This is a genomic window from Pseudobutyrivibrio xylanivorans DSM 14809, from assembly GCF_900141825.1.
In the GTDB taxonomy this organism is placed as follows: Bacteria; Bacillota; Clostridia; order Lachnospirales; family Lachnospiraceae; genus Pseudobutyrivibrio; species Pseudobutyrivibrio xylanivorans.
In genome coordinates, this window is the sequence record NZ_FQYQ01000001.1 from 283,390 (window position 1) to 299,619 (window position 16,230).

The following is a 16,230-nucleotide window of genomic DNA, read 5'->3' on the forward strand; positions in this document are numbered from 1 at the left end:
GTGCTGACCCGTTGTTTTTGTACTAAATATAATTTAGGCAATTACTAAATCGCTAAGCTTTTTGCCATAGAAAAAGTCTTTTTCCAGCATGTAAAATTCAGTCCACATAGGAAGTGTTTTGCAAATACCTTCCCTTGGACAATTGTAATTTTCATCAGAGAGACATGCAACAGGAGAGAGGCTTCCTTCCATAAGCTCGATAATCTCCCCAACGGAGTATTCGTTGGCAGGACGAGTAAGCTGGTAGCCCCCACCTTTTCCACTGACTCCCTTTACAAAGCCACCGTGAACTAATTCCTTAACAATAATCTCTAAATACTTTTTTGAAATATCCTGACGCTCTGCAATATCTTTTAAGGGAATGTATTCTTCCTGATTCTGCTGAGCCAAATCTATCATAACACGTAGAGCGTATCTTCCTTTAGTGCTAAACATTCTAACCTCCAAGTCCGCTTGTTACACTTTCAATCCTAGCTACAAGCTTATCTGTTATTTACACTATTATAACCTAGGTAAATAGGCGAATCAAGATTAAAAAAGTGCGTAGCTATAAATTCATTTGATAGCGGATTATCAATTTCTACAATTATAATACCCATTGACTCAGTAGGTAAATAGGTTTAATATGCATACATGTAAAGCGAAAGCGACATACATACGAGAGAGGAGGACAATATGAAAAGTATACTTTGTTTTGGTGATTCAAATACATATGGGTTGAAGCCAGACGGCAGTGGCAGATTTGAGAAGACAGAAAGATGGCCAGGTATACTTTCAGAACTTCTTGGACATCAGAATTATGAAGTAATAGAGGAAGGACTTGTTGGAAGAACAACAGTATTCGAAGACAGCACCAGACTTGGCAGAAATGGATCGAAGCTACTTCCTGTTTTACTTGAAAGCCATGGTCCCGTAGATACAGTGGTGTTGATGCTTGGCACAAACGATTGCAAAACTGTATATAATGCATCAGCTACATTAATCGGAAGGGGCACTGAAATTCTCCTTAAACAAATCAGAGCGAACAATCCTGATGCTGAGATTTTACTTCTTTCTCCTATTTATTTAGGAGAGCAGGTATGGAAAGAGCAGTACGACCCAGAGTTCAACGAGCGGTCAATTGTTACTTCTAAAGAGCTCAAGGCTGTCTTTCGAAGACTTGCAGAGGAATTTGACTGTAAGTTTTTGGCAGCATCTGATGTGGCGGAGCCTTCAGAAACGGATCAGGAGCATATGGATTTGAGGGGTCATAAGCTTTTAGCGGGAGCGATTTATGAGAAATTGATAGCGTAAATAAATAGAAAAGAGGACATAGATTATGAAGAACAATTTAGTAAAGAAATTAACAGCAGCAACATTAGCAACAGGCCTTTTAGCAGCTTCACTAACAGGATGCGGTTCTAGTGCAGCGACAAGTGAGGTGGCTGGGACAGAAGAGAAGACAGTAGAGGCTTCTTCAAATGCAGGATATAGAACACTTGATGAAATCAAGGAAAGCGGAACAATCAACATCGGTGTATTCTCAGACAAGAGCCCATTCGGATATGTAGATGAGAATGGTGAGTATGCAGGTTATGATGTTTATTTTGCAGAGCGTATTGGAAAGGACCTTGGCGTTGATATCAATTACGTATCTACAGAGGCAGCTAACAGAATCGAATACTTACAGACAGGAAAGGTTGATATAATCCTTGCAAACTTCACAGTTACAGAGGAGCGCGCACAGGAGGTTGATTTTGCTCTTCCATACATGAATGTAGCTCTCGGTGTTGTTTCACCTGAGTCAGCAGTAGTAGAAAGTCTTGATGACATTGGTGCAGATGATGAGATTATCGTCATTTCTGGTACAACAGCAGAGACATATCTTACAAAGAATTATCCAGACATAAAGCTTCAGAAGTATGATGCTTATGCAGAGGCTAAGACAGCATTCGAAAATGGCAATGGCGTAGCATGGGCAAATGATAACACAGAGGTTATTGCTTTCTCATTAGAGAATGAAGGTTATACAGTAGGTATTCCATCTCTTGGTGATCAGGATACAATCGCTCCAGCTGTAACAAAGGGAAATGAGACACTTCTCAAGTGGCTCAACGATGAAATCGAGACAATCGGTGCAGAGAATTTCTTCCATGCAGATTATGAGGCAACACTTCTTGATACATATGGAGCAGAGTACGAGGATACATTAGTTCTCGAGGGTGGCAAGTAACAAATCGTATATACGATATGAAAGGAACATTAACCTAAAGTAATGGATAAGGATATTCTTATTGAATACCTTCCACTATATAAGGATGCACTATTTCTTACACTTAAGATTGGATGGCAGGGCATTTTATTGGCCTTTGTAATAGGCCTTGTAGGCTCTGCCATATTCCATTTTAAAGTGCCAGTGCTGAAGACAATAGTGGGAGTATATATTGAACTATTTAGAAATACACCGCTTTTGGTGCAATTATTTTTTATTTATTTTGCATTGCCAAAGGTGGGAATACAAATTACAGCTGAGCTTTGCGGTGTACTTGGCTTAGGACTGCTTGGCGGAGCGTACATGATTGAAACCTTTAGAAGTGGTTTGGAGGCTATTCCTGTGATTCAGACAGAGAGTGCCCTTAGTCTTGGAATGAATGATTTACAAACACTATGGCACGTTATTTTGCCACAGGCTATTTCTATAAGCGTGCCAGGACTTTTGGCAAACGTGATATTCCTTCTAAAGGAAACATCCGTATTTTCAACAATAAGTCTTATGGACTTGATGTTTACTGCCAAGGATTTAATTGGAATGTATGCAAAGACAATAGAATGCTTATTTCTTTTGGTTGTGTTCTATCTGATAATGCTTCTTCCTGTTTCTATCATCGGAGCAATTGTAGAAAGGAGGTTGCGTTATGGACAGTTTGGGGATTGATGTTTTATTTAAAGGAACCAACTTTCTTAGACTTTTGCAAGGATTATGGGTTTCAATTGAAATCAGCTTGATTTCGGTGGCTCTTAGCATAGTTTTAGGATTGTTAATAGGAATTTTAATGACTGTGGATAACAAGCCATTGAAAGCGATTTTAAAGGTATATCTGGAGACAGTCAGAATAATGCCTCAGATGGTTTTATTATTCATAGTGTATTTTGGAACCACAAGAGTTTTTGGATGGGACATGTCCGCGGAATCCTCTGCAATATTCGTATTTACGTTTTGGGGAACAGCTGAAATGGGAGATCTTGTCAGAGGCTCCATAAAGAGTGTTCCAAAGATTCAGTTTGAATCTGCTTTTGCTCTTGGAATGGATAAGATACAGACCTATTTATATATTATTCTTCCCCAAACAATACGAAGACTTATTCCACTTTCGATAAATCTGATTACAAGAATGATTAAGACTACATCACTTGTTATGATGATTGGAATTGTGGAAGTGTTGAAGGTGGGACAACAGATTATTGAGGCAAACAGAAAGGTTTCGCCTAATGCGGCATTTGGAGTTTTTGCGGTGGTGTTTTTACTATATTTTATAGTGTGCTGGCCTATTAGCAGGCTTGCTACTTATTTGGAAAAAAGGTGGGCATAATGAGCGAATTATTAAAGGTTACACATCTACATAAGGAATTTGGAACAAACGTAGTTTTAAAGGATATCAATTTATCAGTTAAAAAGGGCGAGGTAGTTGTAATTATTGGCCCATCAGGATGTGGTAAGAGTACATTTCTTCGCTGTTTAAATGGATTAGAGGATATACAGGGAGGCGTTATCACTGTAGATGGTCTGCCAGTGGAGGCAGGAAAGCGTGATATCACAAAGCTTCGTCAGAAGATAGGAATGGTTTTCCAATCCTATGAGCTGTTTCCACATATGACAGTTTTGGAAAATATTATTTTAGCACCAACAAAGGTGCAGAAGCGCCAAAAGGATGAGGCTGTAAGAGAAGCCCTTGAGCTTTTGGATAAGGTAGGACTTTCTGATAAGAAGGATTACTATCCACGTCAGCTTTCAGGTGGTCAAAAGCAGAGAGTAGCTATTGTAAGGGCACTTCTCATGCATCCGGAGGTGATTCTTTTTGATGAGGTTACAGCAGCTCTTGATCCAGAGATGGTTCATGAGGTATTAGAAACTATGATTGCACTTGCAAAAGGTGGCTCGACTATGCTTATAGTTACCCATGAAATGGCCTTTGCAAAGGCTGTTGCTGACAGAATTGTTTTTTTAGATAAGGGTGATATTGTGGAAGAAACAGAGGATGTGGCTGGCTTCTTCAATGAGCCTGAAACAGACAGAGCAAAAAAATTTTTAAAAACATTTTCATACGAATAATATTCAAGCCTTCCTCACCCCAGCAGGCCCCTGCCCCACCGTGGTTTTGGAAAACAATTTCGCGAATATTATAGTTTTTCAACATGCAAGAATTTGAGCATCAGCATGTGTCTTGTTGCGGGATGAACCGTTTTTCAAAAATGTATGACTGAAGCGGACACATTGAAATAACAAATATATTTTAAAAATATTTGCAGATACTTGGGTTCATATTACATTCACTAAGAAAAATAACAAAAGCAGGTTTTGTATGTATAGTCACCGTGGCACATTCAACGTCGTGTTTCAAGTGACCACTGCTGCCGCCGTCCTAGCGGCAGCTGCCTATACATAGCAAAACCTGCTTTTTATTTTTCTAAGCTCATTCCAAAATCACCCAAGTATTCTGCAATATTCTTTAAAATATATCTTCTTAAGTATAAGAGTGTCCGCATTCAGACAAACATTTTTGAAAACTGTACAGACCTGCAAAAGACACATGCTAATAAAGATGCGAAAACTTGCATGTATGAAAAACATAATATTCTTGCGATGTTTTCCAAAACCACGGTGGGGCAGGGACCTGCTGGGGGGAAGGCTTAATTTTATTTATTAATTCTGTGGAGATAATCACGCTCTAGAACAATAAGTAATTCGTTATCTGCATCAAGTGGTTCTGTTGGATCAAGAATTTTCCAATGACCAGTTTCATGATTCATATATGCGATAACATTGATTTTGTAATTTTTACGAAGGTTAAGCTCTACCATATTTTTTCCAACCCATTTTGGAAGAGGAAGCATTTCAACCATACAAAGGTTTTCATCAACCTTGAAGTAGTCTAAGAATGTATCTGAGGCAAGGATTCTTGCTGACTGTTCTCCGCCGTACTCCTCAGGAACGATAACCTTGTCGGCACCAATCTTTTTAAGGATGGAGGTCATTCTGTCTGAAGAGCTTTTCGCTACGATAAGAGGTACCTTTAATTCCTTTGCAACGGCTACAGACATGATGCTGGCTGAAAGATTACCTGCCATGGCAACAGCCACGATATCCATATTTTTAAGGCCAAGCATCTCCACCTCGTCCTCATTGGTAAGGTCTGCACACACAGAAGCTGTGCAATAACCATCCATATCCTTAAGCTTATCTGGGTCGTTGTCTACAACCAAAACATCAGCACCCATTTCATACATGCTTTTTGCAAGACTGATGCCATATTTTCCTAATCCTAAAACTGCTATTGTCTTTTTCATTTTTATCTCCTTATCCTACGAAGAAATCCCCTTCGGTGTATCTGCATTTACTTTTATGATGTCCTCTTCCTGCAAAGAAAATTGCAAGGGAAATTGGACCGATTCTTCCTAAGTACATGGCTATGATAATTATGATTCTGCCAACTGTGTTTAACTGAGAGGTAAGACCTCTGGATAAACCAACGGTGGCAGATGCACTTATTACCTCATATAATCCGTCTTCGATGTTGATTGGATTTGTGACTATAAGGGCAAGTGTCAGTACGATGATTGTAAAGGTGGCTACAGAAACAATGACTGTTGCCTTTCTCATGCTTTCCTCTGTGATACGCTTGTTGAAGACGATGCTTTGGTCGTCATCATGGATATATGAAATAACGTTTAACAAAGCAAGGAAGATGGTGACTGTTTTAACACCACCAGCAGTACCGATTGGAGAACCACCTACAAACATAAGCATGTAACACATTACGCAGGAGAAGTCTGACATATTTTCCTGTGGGAAAGAGCAGAAGCCTGCGGTTCTTAGCGTGATGGATTCAAAAAAACTGTTCATTATCTTATCGAAGAGATTAAAATCTCCGATTGTTCCGGAATTATTGTATTCAGCGAAAAAGAAGAATAGTGCTCCGGAGATAATGAGGGCAAGTGTTACAGTAATAACCAGCTTTGTGTGCTCGTTAAAGCGCTTGAAAATCTGGACAGGTGTGAAGCCCTTTCGAATGCCTTTTTTTATTTTCTCAGACATATCAAACCATACTACATAACCTAAACCACCCATGATTATTAAAATCATTGTGGTACACATTACCAAAGGATTAGATTTGTAATCCATAAGGCTGTTGTTGCCAATGATATCGATTCCTGCATTACAGAAGGCTGATATAGAATGGAAGATTGAAAACCAGATTCCCTTTGTAACGCCAAATTCAGGAATAAAAACAATGGAGTACAGAATGGCTCCAACGGCCTCGACTTTTAATACATCCTTTGAAATACGGATTAATATTTTAAGTATTCCTACATCAGTATTAAGATTAAGGGAATCCTGAAGCATTTTTCTGTCACCCAGTGAAAATTTCTTTTGTGTGATAAGCATTATCATAGAAATAAAGGTAATGATTCCCAGACCGCCAATTTGAATCAAAATCAGAATTATTATCTGCCCGAATATACTGAAGTAGCTGAAGGTATCCACAACCACAAGACCTGTTACGCAGGTAGATGTGGTGGAGGTGAACAATGCTACAAGGGGATTAGTCCAATGACCTGATGCTGATGAAATAGGAAGCATTAAAATAAGCCCTCCCATTACGATGGCAATGAGAAAGCTTAACGGTATCAATTGGACTGATGAAATTTGTTTCTTTTTCATAAATTCTCCAAGTGGTATCTTACCAAGTAAATATTGTGCTTTCGTTAGCACCACTAAGAAGAAATAGTATTACAAGACGATTGTAAAGTAAATGTATATTTACACTAAGTTAATATATTGGAAACTTCAATTCAATGGTGAAATTGTCTTTTGAGGTGCGAGTCTTTTTATATACATAAATTATGATTTTCAATAGGAATGCGCTCAGCAGCTTGTTCGTATGCCTTATATAATAATTCAAGCTTGTCAGCGGTTATGTCTGGTTCGTAGCATACTTTGTATTTATCAGGGATGAAATCCAGTAAAATTATGTTGGAAATAAGAATGTTTTCACTGGAAATTTTTTCCAAATCAGATGGTTGATTTACATAAAGTACGCTGTCGAAGGTGTTATTGGTAAATTCCTTTTTTTCTGTATTGGCTGTTTCGAGCATTATATATTGATAAGGTGTGCCTTTAAATTTCTTTTCAGCGGCAGTCTTCAGTCGATCGAGATTTGTATTGATTTGGAAAAACAGCGAGTCGTTAATATAGCAGTCCAAAGCTAAAAGTGGTGCGAAGTTGCAATCGCCCAAAGCAGCAAATGTCTTTTTATCCAAATCATAGCAAATCAGGGCATCGGCCTGACCATAGTTTTCAAAACGTGATGGTGGAATTAAGAATACATCATAGTTTTTGTCACCCATAAATTCGGCAACAGATTTCATGACATGCATCTGGTCGGCAATCCTTAAGGATGATTGAGTCTCAGAGATAGCAAATCCTATCTGGCTTTTACGCTTTGATGCAAGTGCTTTTGCGGCCTGATTAGGAGAGTAATTTAGAAGATTGATTACCTGTAAAACCCTTTTTCTAGTTTCATCAGATATCTTTAAATCGGTTCTTCCGTTGACCACATATGAAACTGTTGCTACTGATACACCAGCCTCTCTTGCAACGTCTTTTATGGTGACTTTTTTGCTTGCCATTTTTCTCCTCCGAAAATTTTATTTTCTCTATTGACATCGAAAAATAAAAATTATACTATGAAGATAGTTTAAACGATTAAACAAGCTATATCAAGAGCTTGTTTATATTTTTAAAAATCAATTTAAACGGTTAAATGGATTGGAGGATTTTATTATGAAAAGAAAAATTGCCCTTTATTTGCTATTAACCTGTGTCACTGTAAATGCGGTTACAATGACAGGTTGTGGAAGCAGTAAGGAAATGTCTACAACAGAAATTACTGCATCTACTCAGGTAGATAATAATGAGCACACTGTGACATTTTATGATTCGGATGGTTCTACAGTGCTTAAGACTGAGACAGTAGGCCATAAGGAAAATGTGGAAAGCTACGTTCCAAAAAAAGATGGATATACATTTGTTGGTTGGTTTGCCACACCAAAGCTTACAAGAGAGTTTGATTTTGACAGAGCTATTACTGAGGATACTCCTTTGTATGCAGGTTTTGTCAGCTATACTGAGGACACCAGAGAGTTTTATATTGTAGGTTCTGGTACTTCGGATGTCTTAAGTGAATCAGACTGGGGAAAGGTTATTGGAGAATCCCAGAAGTTCACAAAAGAAGATGTGGAAAATGAAAACGTATATACGATAACCCTTGAGCTTAACGAGGGAGACCAATTCCAGTTTGCTACAGATTCCAGCTGGTCAAATCAGAGAGGCTATGGTTATCTTGAGTCAGGAATGTTTGATGGTACTACATATTTCAAGAATGCGGGAGGCTTGGGAGATACACCTGCTGAGAAGTCGAATATCGAGGTTGCTGTTGCAGGTACATATACCTTTGTACTTACAACTTATCCTGGTGAAGATGTGTACGACGAGGAAGATCCATACTATACAGAGGAAACAAGAGAGAATTTTAACTCAAACCCATATGACAAGATTACCTGGAATTTCGTAGAATAAGGAGTTTTTAGATGAATAAGCACGCACTGTTACATATACCAGAATCGAGATTTTGCTTTCCATTATCAAAGGAGGAGGTAGTCATCAGACTCAGAACTGCGCGAGAAGATGCAGAGGCTGGTCTGAAAGTAAAAATCATTTACGGCGTTAAATATGATTACCAAAAGGAAAGATTTACTGAAGAGGTTCCACTTAAGTATGAGGATGAGCTTTACGCATTTTATGAAGTGAAGCTTAATATTACCGATGTTCGATTGGTATATATTTTCCAGCTTGAAGAGAATGGAAAGAAGTATTACTTCAGTGAAGATGGCCTCACAAAGGACTACAATTATGAAGAATGCTTCTATAATTTCTTCCAGCTTCCATATATTAATGAAAATGATGTTATGCCTATGGTGGACTGGATGCCAGGCACAGTGTTCTATCAGATATTTGTGGATAGATTCTGCATTGGAGATGAGAACAAGGACATGTCCTACATTGATATGAAATGGGGAGATAAGCCTACTCCTAAGAATCATGCAGGTGGAGATTTGAAGGGTATTATCAAGCGCTTGGATTATATAAAAGATTTAGGTATTTCAGGTATTTACCTCACACCTATATTTGAATCTGAATCAAATCATAAATATAACATTGTCGATTACAAGAAAATTGACCCACAGTTTGGTACTACAGAGGATTTGGTAAAGCTTGTAGATGAGGCTCACAAGCGAGGAATTAAGATTGTTTTAGATGCAGTGTTTAATCACTGTAGCGATAAGATGGCTGAGTTCATGGATGTGGTAAAGAAGGGAAAGGACTCTGAGTTTTATGACTGGTTTATCGTAGATGGAGATAAGCTGGACATGAAAAAGAGAAATTTTGAATGCTTTGCACATTGTGAGTACATGCCTAAGCTTAATACAGCAAATGCAGGGGTACAGAAATTCTTGCTTGATATCGCTACTTATTGGATTGATGTGGCTGATATTGATGGCTGGAGACTTGATGTGGCAGATGAGGTGTCCCATGATTTCTGGCGTATGTTTAGAAAGGCTGTTAAGGCTAAAAAGAGTGATGCGGTAATTATCGGTGAAAACTGGCATGATGCATATCCTGCACTTATGGGAGAGCAGCAGGATAGCATTATGAATTACGCATATACGAAGGTGTGCCTTGATTATTTTGCAAAAGAAAGATGTGATGAGAAAAAGACAGTATGGCATCTGAATTCTATCTTAATGCGTAATATGGAGCAGGTAAATTATATGATGCTCAACCTCCTTGATAGCCATGATACATTACGTTTCTTTACCGAGATAGGAAAGGATAAGAAGAAGCTTGAGACTGCTTTAGCGCTTACCATGTTCTTCCCAGGCACACCTTGTATGTACTATGGAACTGAAATTGCCATGGAAGGTGGATATGATCCTGATTGCAGACGTTGTTTTGACTGGGATAAGAGCCATTGGGATATGGATTTGATGAACAAAGTCAAGGAACTGCTGGCATTGAAGAAGAATCCTGTTTTACAGTGGGGAGATGTTTCTATCAAAGATGTAGATGGAGCGATTAGGATTGTTAGAAGCTTCAATGGAAAGAAGGCTGTTTTGGCAATTACAAGTCCTACCGCATATACGATAGAGATGGATATATAGGGGGAATAGAAAATGAAACGAAAAGTAGCAATGGCACTTGTAGCAATCATGGCTTTAAGTGTACTAAATGGATGTGGCAGTGAGGGGGATAATTCTGGTTCAGCCAGCGAAGGCTCAACAGCAAATAGTATTTTTAGCGGAGAGCTTGAAGAAAATGTCACTATTCAGGTTCTTGAAAATGATACTGCCATTTCAAAGGGGTATTTTGAACAGCTTATAGAAGCCTTTAATAAAGAATATGAGCAGTACGGTATAACAGCCGTAGATGCAAACATGGATCAGTATTTGGATTTGGCAAACGATGGCCCTTACGGTTATGGTCCAGATGTCTTGTATCAGGCAAATGATGTGATTATGCAGTATGCCCAGGGAAAGCATATTTTACCACTGCCAGTAGAGGAATTAGATTGCTATTCTAAGATTCCAAAAACGGCATGGCAGGCATATAAGGTTTCTGTAGAGGGAAATGATTACACCTGTGGTGTTCCAGTAAATGTTCAAGCTCCAATGCTTTATTACAGAAAGGATTTGCTTCCCGAGGATTGGAAAGAGACCTGGGATAACAACACCAATGATGTTCCAGACATGATTGAGGACTGGAAAAATATGTACGATTTTTCGGTTCAGCGTCATCAGGAGAATCCAGAGCAGTTTGGTTACATGAAGTCGTTATTTGATGTGTATTTTTCAAGTGGATTCTTATTTTCGTATGGTGGTTACATTTTTGGAGATAACAATACAAATCCTGAGGATATAGGGTTTGCAGCAGGAGAATCAGAAAAAGGAGCATGGGTACTAAGCCAGCTTGCCAGCACAATGAATGAGGACTGTATCGATGATACTATCACAACAAATGCTTACAGTAAGCTTGCTGATGGAACTTATTTTGCTACTCTTTCTACTCCAGATACATACTCAACATTCTATGATGAGCTTGTTAATTCATATGTAGCAGATGGTGCTTCTCAGGAGGAAGCAGAGGAGAAGGCAAAGGAGAATCTTGTCATGACAGGGCTTCCTCAGCTTCCTGAAAGTGGAAATCTTACCGAGGAAAATCCAAAGCTTGTGGATAGCAAGTCCATGGGCGGTGTAAATGGCTATGCTATTAGCTCTTACACAAAATATCCAAATGCCTGCCTGGCTTTCGTTGATTTTGCAACAAGCTACGAAATGATTATGCTTAGAAATGAGACTCTTGGAATAGCCCCTGCAAGAGAGGATGCTGCATCAGATTTAGGTGGTCTTTCAAAGGATATGTTTGAAGAGCTGGATAAGGGAAATATAGTATTGATGCCATCCATTAAAGAAGTGAGCCAGATTTGGACACCAGGACAGACATTCTTTACCGACTTAGCAAAGGACGCATTCCGAAGTGAGGCTGAGAAGAAATATAAAGATTTGGATTCAATGAAGGCTGGCCTTACAGATATGAGCAATCAGATTCATGATGCAATATATACCTTGGAATAGAGGGAAGGATAATGTTAGAAGGATTTAAAAATCACATGGGAGCTTTCAAAAATAGCTCATGGCGAGTGAAGCTTTCCGCACTGATTATGGGAAGCGGTCAAATTCTATATGGATGCGTTGCCAAGGGATTGATTTTTCTACTTTTTGAGATAGGCTTTATTTCCTATATGGTTCATAGAGGATGTAATGATATAAAAGGATTTTTTACTTTGGGAACCCAGAAGGCAGATGCTTGGCTTGGTATTGCAGGAGATAATTCAGTTGTAATGCTTCTGATGGGAATTTTCGCCTGGATAGTAGTAATTCTTTTTATTGGAATATACGTATCAAATATAAAGGATGTAATTAATATCGAAAATACGATAATTTCAGGAAAGAATCCAAAAGGATTTGTAGATGAGCTAAAGGAATTCGTAGATAGAAAATTCTATGTGACAGTACTAGTTTTACCTGTGATTGGAATATGTGTTTTCAATATTCTTCCAATTATATTTATGGTACTTATTTCATTCACTAATTATGGTGGGAGTATTGTTCCGCCGGAGCTTGTAGACTGGGTCGGTTTGGAAAACTTTAAAAAGATACTTACACTCTCAAAGTTTGCTCCTACCTTTATTAGAATATTGGGCTGGAATATTTTGTGGGCAGTTGTATCCACAACACTTAATTATTTTGCCGGAATAGGTCTGGCCCTTTTATTAAATAAAGACTGTGTAAAAGGAAAGGCTATTTTTAGAGCTTTCCCAATTTTGGCTTATGCCATACCGGGATTTATTACTTTGTTAGCATTCAAATTCATGTTTTCATATGGCGGTCCTATTAATCATATGATAAAAAGTGCAGGTGGTGTCCCAATCGGATTCCTGGATTTGGATGCAAAGTGGATAGCAAGACTGATAGGACTTTTGGTTAATTGCTGGATAAGCGTTCCATCTATCATGCTTCTGGCAACAGGGCATTTATCAAACAGAGATATGTCATTATATGAGGCTGCCAGAATAGATGGCGCTACGCCGTTTCAGCAGTTTAAAAAGCTGACAATGCCATTTATGCTTTTTGCTACCATGCCGGTTCTTTTAGGTCAGTTTATAGGAAACTTTAATAATTTTGGTATTTTCTATTTCCTCAGAGGAGGATTATATCTGGATGGGTATTTCCTTGCCAGCGATACAGATTTATTAATTAACTGGCTGTACAATCTTTCAATTGATAATAATTATTACTGTATAGGTGCAGCAATAAGTTTGATAATTTTTATTATCACTTCAGTGATTTCACTTGTTGTTTACGTGAATTCACCATCATATAAAGAGGAGGATACATTCCAATGATGAAAAAGCATAGTTTCGGAAAAATATTTGACGCAGCCTGGACTTATGCCCTTCTTATAGTTGTTGGATTTATATTCTTCTTTCCATGTCTTTGGATAGTGCTGGCTTCCTTTTCAAAATCAGGAAGTATTTATTCTTTTGAAGGCTTTTTTCCAAGTGCCTATAGCATAGATACCTTTAAGAGGTTATTTACCGATACTACCATGTACAATTACCCTAGGTGGTTCTTTAATACTTTATTTGTTGCAGCAGGAAGCTGTATTTTGGGAACCTTTCTCACAATACTTACTGCTTATACCATGTCCAGATTTGAGTTTAGAGCCAGAAAACCGATGATGAAAACTACAATGGTTCTCGGTATGTTTCCATCATTCATGGGGATGACAGCAGTGTACATCCTGATGACACAGTTCGGATTAATCAATCAGATTTGGGGATTAATCCTAATATATGCTGCAGGTGCACCTATGGGATATCTGACACAAAAGGGTTTTTTTGACACCATTCCAAAGGCTATAGATGAGGCTGCGAAAATAGATGGTGCTAATTCTGCTCAGATATTTTGGAAAATAAATTTGCCATTGGCAAAGCCAATTATCGTATATACGGCTTTAACATCATTTACATGGCCTTGGTCAGATTTTATCTTGCCTAAGCTTTTACTTAAGGAGAAAGATTTATACACCGTTGCTGTTGGTTTAATGAGTCTTGACGAAACAGAATTCGCCAGATTTGCAGCAGGTAGTGTGTTTATTGCTGTGCCAATAGTAATCTTGTATTTTGCCCTTGTTAAGAACATGGTAAATGGTATAGCAGAAGGAGCCGTAAAGGGTTAGACAAGTGTGCAGGGGATGATTATGAAACCAGTTGTGAAAAATGAAATAATAGATGCAGTGAAAAAAGTTGGTCTGACTAAAGGGGATTCCGTTATGGTTCACACCTCGCTTAGTCAGATTGGATATGTGTGCGGAGGTGCTCAGACTGTTATTGAGGCACTGATAGAAGTAGTTGGACAGGAAGGTACAATTATGATGCCTACCCAGTCCTGGAAAAACTTAGATCCTGATACTGGAGTTCACTGGGATGTGGACGAGCAGTATTGGAATATAATTCGAGAGAACTGGCCAGCCTATGATAAAAAAATAACCCCAACAAACACCATGGGTGCTACGGCAGAAATGTTCCGTCAGTGGCCAGGAGCTCTTCGAAGTGACCACCCGGCAAGATCTGTAGCAGCTTGGGGCGAGCATGCTAAATATCTTACAGAAAATCACAATCTGTGCGATATTTTCGGAGAAGATTCTCCTGTAGGAAAGCTTTATAAGCTTAATGGTAAGGTGCTGTTAATAGGTGTGGACTATGACAAGAATACATCTATTCACTTAGCAGATGCCAGGGCAGAGTATAAGAGTAAGCATAATACCATAGAACACAGTGCCGTGGTTGAAGATGGTAAGCGTGTGTGGAAAGCTTATGAGACTCTGTTCGTGGATGGAGAGGACTTTGTTGAGATAGGCAAAGCTTTTGAAAAACAGCATGCCGTAAAAAAAGAAAAACTAGGAAACGCCGAGCTAAAATGTATGACTCAGCGAGACCTAGTAGATTTTTCAGTCACTTGGATTGAGAAAAATAGAAAGTAGATTAAAAGTAAGCTACTGACATGTCAACAGGCTTTGGCGCACCTGGAATTGTTGCTTTATCTGTGTATTGCCACATTGAGCATTTTCCACTGTAGCTAGGGCCTGTTTCTAATGTGGAGAGGTCTTTGCTATACCAGGCAAGCCATACCATATAGCTCTGTTCAATCTGAGAAATATTCCATTTATTATTATTTACAAGTTCATATTTTGAAGCGTAGAACATTGGTGTATATCCACGACTCTGCACCTGAGCGAGAAATGCCATGGCTATATTGCTACGCTCATCCTTTGTGAGGGTATATTGTCTACTGCTTGGCTTTTCATAGTTCTCACAGTTGTAAACAACTGGAAGGGAAATAGAATATCCTGAAATATAATCAGCTACCCAGTTGGCCTCTTCAATGGCTTCCTCCTGAGTAGTAGCAGTAGAGAAGAAGTAGGCGCCTACCTTTAAGCCGTTGTTAATGGCTCCCTGTAAGTTGGCTTTTGCATTTCCGTCTTCCAGGATTTCTCCGGTGGTAGATTTTCTGAGTCCCACACGAATGATAGCACTATCAACACCGGATGCAGCTACCTGTGCCCAGTCAATAGAGCCCTGAAATACAGATACATCTATTACCTTTTTACCACTTGGCCCCTGAGCCTTAGCCGCCTCTGCAGCAGCCTTTTCTTGTTCGGCTTTTTCAAGAGCTTCCTGTTCAGCCTTTTTTTTCTCTTCTTCAGCCTTCTTTTCTTCCTCGGCCTTTTTCAGCTCTTCAGCCTTCTTTAGCTCCTCGGCCTTTTTTGCTTCTTCAGCTTTCTTAGCCTCCTCGGCTTTTTTGACTTCTTCGGCTTTTTTAGCTTCTTCAGCTTTCTTTTTTTCCAGCTCTTTAGCTTTTTCTTCTTCAGTATCGTTAACAACTACTTCAATTTTTACATCACCATAATCTATAGGCTCTGGAGTAGGCTCTGCCTCGACAGGCTCCGGCTCTGGCTGTTCATACGCGATGATTTCTTCTTCTTCCATATCAGTGGAGAGCTTCTGGGCGAAAACGAAGCCGCCTACAGCTAGCGAGATAACTCCCACAGAAACGCCTCCGATAAGAAGTCTGCGCTTTAACACTCGCATTTTTCGGCGCTTCTCACCAATGGCAATTTTTTCTTTATGATTAAGATCTTTATAACTTTTCACAATATCCTCCAATAACAATAGATAAATCACAACTTAATAACTTTGTGTCTATCAAACATGTCTACAATGATAACACATATGGGGCATGATGATAAAAAAAATTGACTTCTTGTGGGCTACTTAAGGAAAAAGCCCACAA

General features: G+C 38.9%; 16 protein-coding genes. 11 read left to right on the forward strand and 5 right to left on the reverse strand.

Annotated elements, in window-relative coordinates; all coding sequences use genetic code 11:
• Positions 1–33: 33 nt before the first annotated feature.
• A complete protein-coding gene (locus BUA88_RS01280; RefSeq protein ID WP_072911312.1) occupies positions 34–435 on the reverse strand; it encodes an RrF2 family transcriptional regulator in 402 nt (133 codons plus the stop codon).
• A gap of 240 nt (positions 436–675) precedes the next feature.
• Here BUA88_RS01280 and BUA88_RS01285 point away from each other — a divergent pair, with 240 nt between their 5' ends.
• The 5 genes from BUA88_RS01285 to BUA88_RS01305 are packed head-to-tail and all read left to right on the forward strand — an operon-like array spanning position 676 to position 4,309.
• Positions 676–1,293, forward strand: coding sequence for a GDSL-type esterase/lipase family protein (locus BUA88_RS01285; protein ID WP_072911315.1), 618 nt, complete (start codon positions 676–678; stop codon positions 1,291–1,293).
• A gap of 25 nt (positions 1,294–1,318) precedes the next feature.
• Positions 1,319–2,212 carry a transporter substrate-binding domain-containing protein gene (locus BUA88_RS01290; RefSeq protein ID WP_072911318.1) on the forward strand — a complete coding sequence of 298 codons (894 nt, stop codon included), beginning with the start codon at positions 1,319–1,321 and terminating at the stop codon, positions 2,210–2,212.
• 42 nt (positions 2,213–2,254) lie between these two features.
• The gene (locus tag BUA88_RS01295; RefSeq protein ID WP_072911321.1) at positions 2,255–2,914 is read left to right on the forward strand and encodes an amino acid ABC transporter permease; all 660 of its coding nucleotides are present in this window, start codon (positions 2,255–2,257) and stop codon (positions 2,912–2,914) included.
• The gene (locus BUA88_RS01300; protein ID WP_072911324.1) at positions 2,895–3,569 is read left to right on the forward strand and encodes an amino acid ABC transporter permease; all 675 of its coding nucleotides are present in this window, start codon (positions 2,895–2,897) and stop codon (positions 3,567–3,569) included. Before BUA88_RS01295 ends, BUA88_RS01300 begins: the two co-directional genes overlap by 20 nt.
• Positions 3,569–4,309, forward strand: coding sequence for an amino acid ABC transporter ATP-binding protein (locus BUA88_RS01305; RefSeq protein WP_072911327.1), 741 nt, complete (start codon positions 3,569–3,571; stop codon positions 4,307–4,309). Before BUA88_RS01300 ends, BUA88_RS01305 begins: the two co-directional genes overlap by 1 nt.
• Positions 4,310–4,893: 584 nt before the next feature.
• Here the strand turns inward: BUA88_RS01305 and BUA88_RS01310 are convergent.
• From BUA88_RS01310 to BUA88_RS16430, 3 genes are all read right to left on the reverse strand, one after another.
• Entirely contained in the window at positions 4,894–5,544 is a 651-nt protein-coding gene (locus BUA88_RS01310) for a potassium channel family protein (RefSeq protein ID WP_242939557.1), read from the reverse strand.
• 10 nt (positions 5,545–5,554) lie between these two features.
• Entirely contained in the window at positions 5,555–6,919 is a 1,365-nt protein-coding gene (locus tag BUA88_RS01315; RefSeq protein WP_072911333.1) for a TrkH family potassium uptake protein, read from the reverse strand.
• Between the two features lie 167 nt (positions 6,920–7,086).
• Positions 7,087–7,887 (reverse strand): LacI family DNA-binding transcriptional regulator, encoded by an 801-nt coding sequence (locus BUA88_RS16430; RefSeq protein WP_143151380.1) that lies wholly within the window; start codon positions 7,885–7,887, stop codon positions 7,087–7,089.
• 154 nt (positions 7,888–8,041) lie between these two features.
• On the opposite strand from BUA88_RS16430, the gene BUA88_RS01325 reads away from it, so the two are divergent.
• The 6 genes from BUA88_RS01325 to BUA88_RS01350 are packed head-to-tail and all read left to right on the forward strand — an operon-like array spanning position 8,042 to position 14,920.
• Positions 8,042–8,836, forward strand: a complete 795-nt coding sequence (locus tag BUA88_RS01325) for an InlB B-repeat-containing protein (RefSeq protein WP_072911336.1) — start codon at positions 8,042–8,044, stop codon at positions 8,834–8,836.
• A gap of 11 nt (positions 8,837–8,847) precedes the next feature.
• Entirely contained in the window at positions 8,848–10,479 is a 1,632-nt protein-coding gene (locus tag BUA88_RS01330; protein ID WP_072911338.1) for a glycoside hydrolase family 13 protein, read from the forward strand.
• A gap of 12 nt (positions 10,480–10,491) precedes the next feature.
• The gene (locus BUA88_RS01335) at positions 10,492–11,949 is read left to right on the forward strand and encodes a sugar ABC transporter substrate-binding protein (RefSeq protein ID WP_072911341.1); all 1,458 of its coding nucleotides are present in this window, start codon (positions 10,492–10,494) and stop codon (positions 11,947–11,949) included.
• 11 nt (positions 11,950–11,960) lie between these two features.
• Positions 11,961–13,280 (forward strand): carbohydrate ABC transporter permease, encoded by a 1,320-nt coding sequence (locus tag BUA88_RS01340; RefSeq protein WP_072911344.1) that lies wholly within the window; start codon positions 11,961–11,963, stop codon positions 13,278–13,280.
• Entirely contained in the window at positions 13,277–14,116 is an 840-nt protein-coding gene (locus BUA88_RS01345) for a sugar ABC transporter permease (protein ID WP_200798833.1), read from the forward strand. Before BUA88_RS01340 ends, BUA88_RS01345 begins: the two co-directional genes overlap by 4 nt.
• A gap of 21 nt (positions 14,117–14,137) precedes the next feature.
• On the forward strand, positions 14,138–14,920 hold the full coding sequence (locus BUA88_RS01350) for an AAC(3) family N-acetyltransferase (RefSeq protein WP_072911347.1): 783 nt from the start codon (positions 14,138–14,140) through the stop codon (positions 14,918–14,920).
• Between the two features lies 1 nt (position 14,921).
• Here the strand turns inward: BUA88_RS01350 and BUA88_RS15980 are convergent, their stop codons facing one another.
• Positions 14,922–16,091, reverse strand: coding sequence for a glycoside hydrolase family 25 protein (locus tag BUA88_RS15980; protein ID WP_072911350.1), 1,170 nt, complete (start codon positions 16,089–16,091; stop codon positions 14,922–14,924).
• Positions 16,092–16,230: the final 139 nt, after the last annotated feature.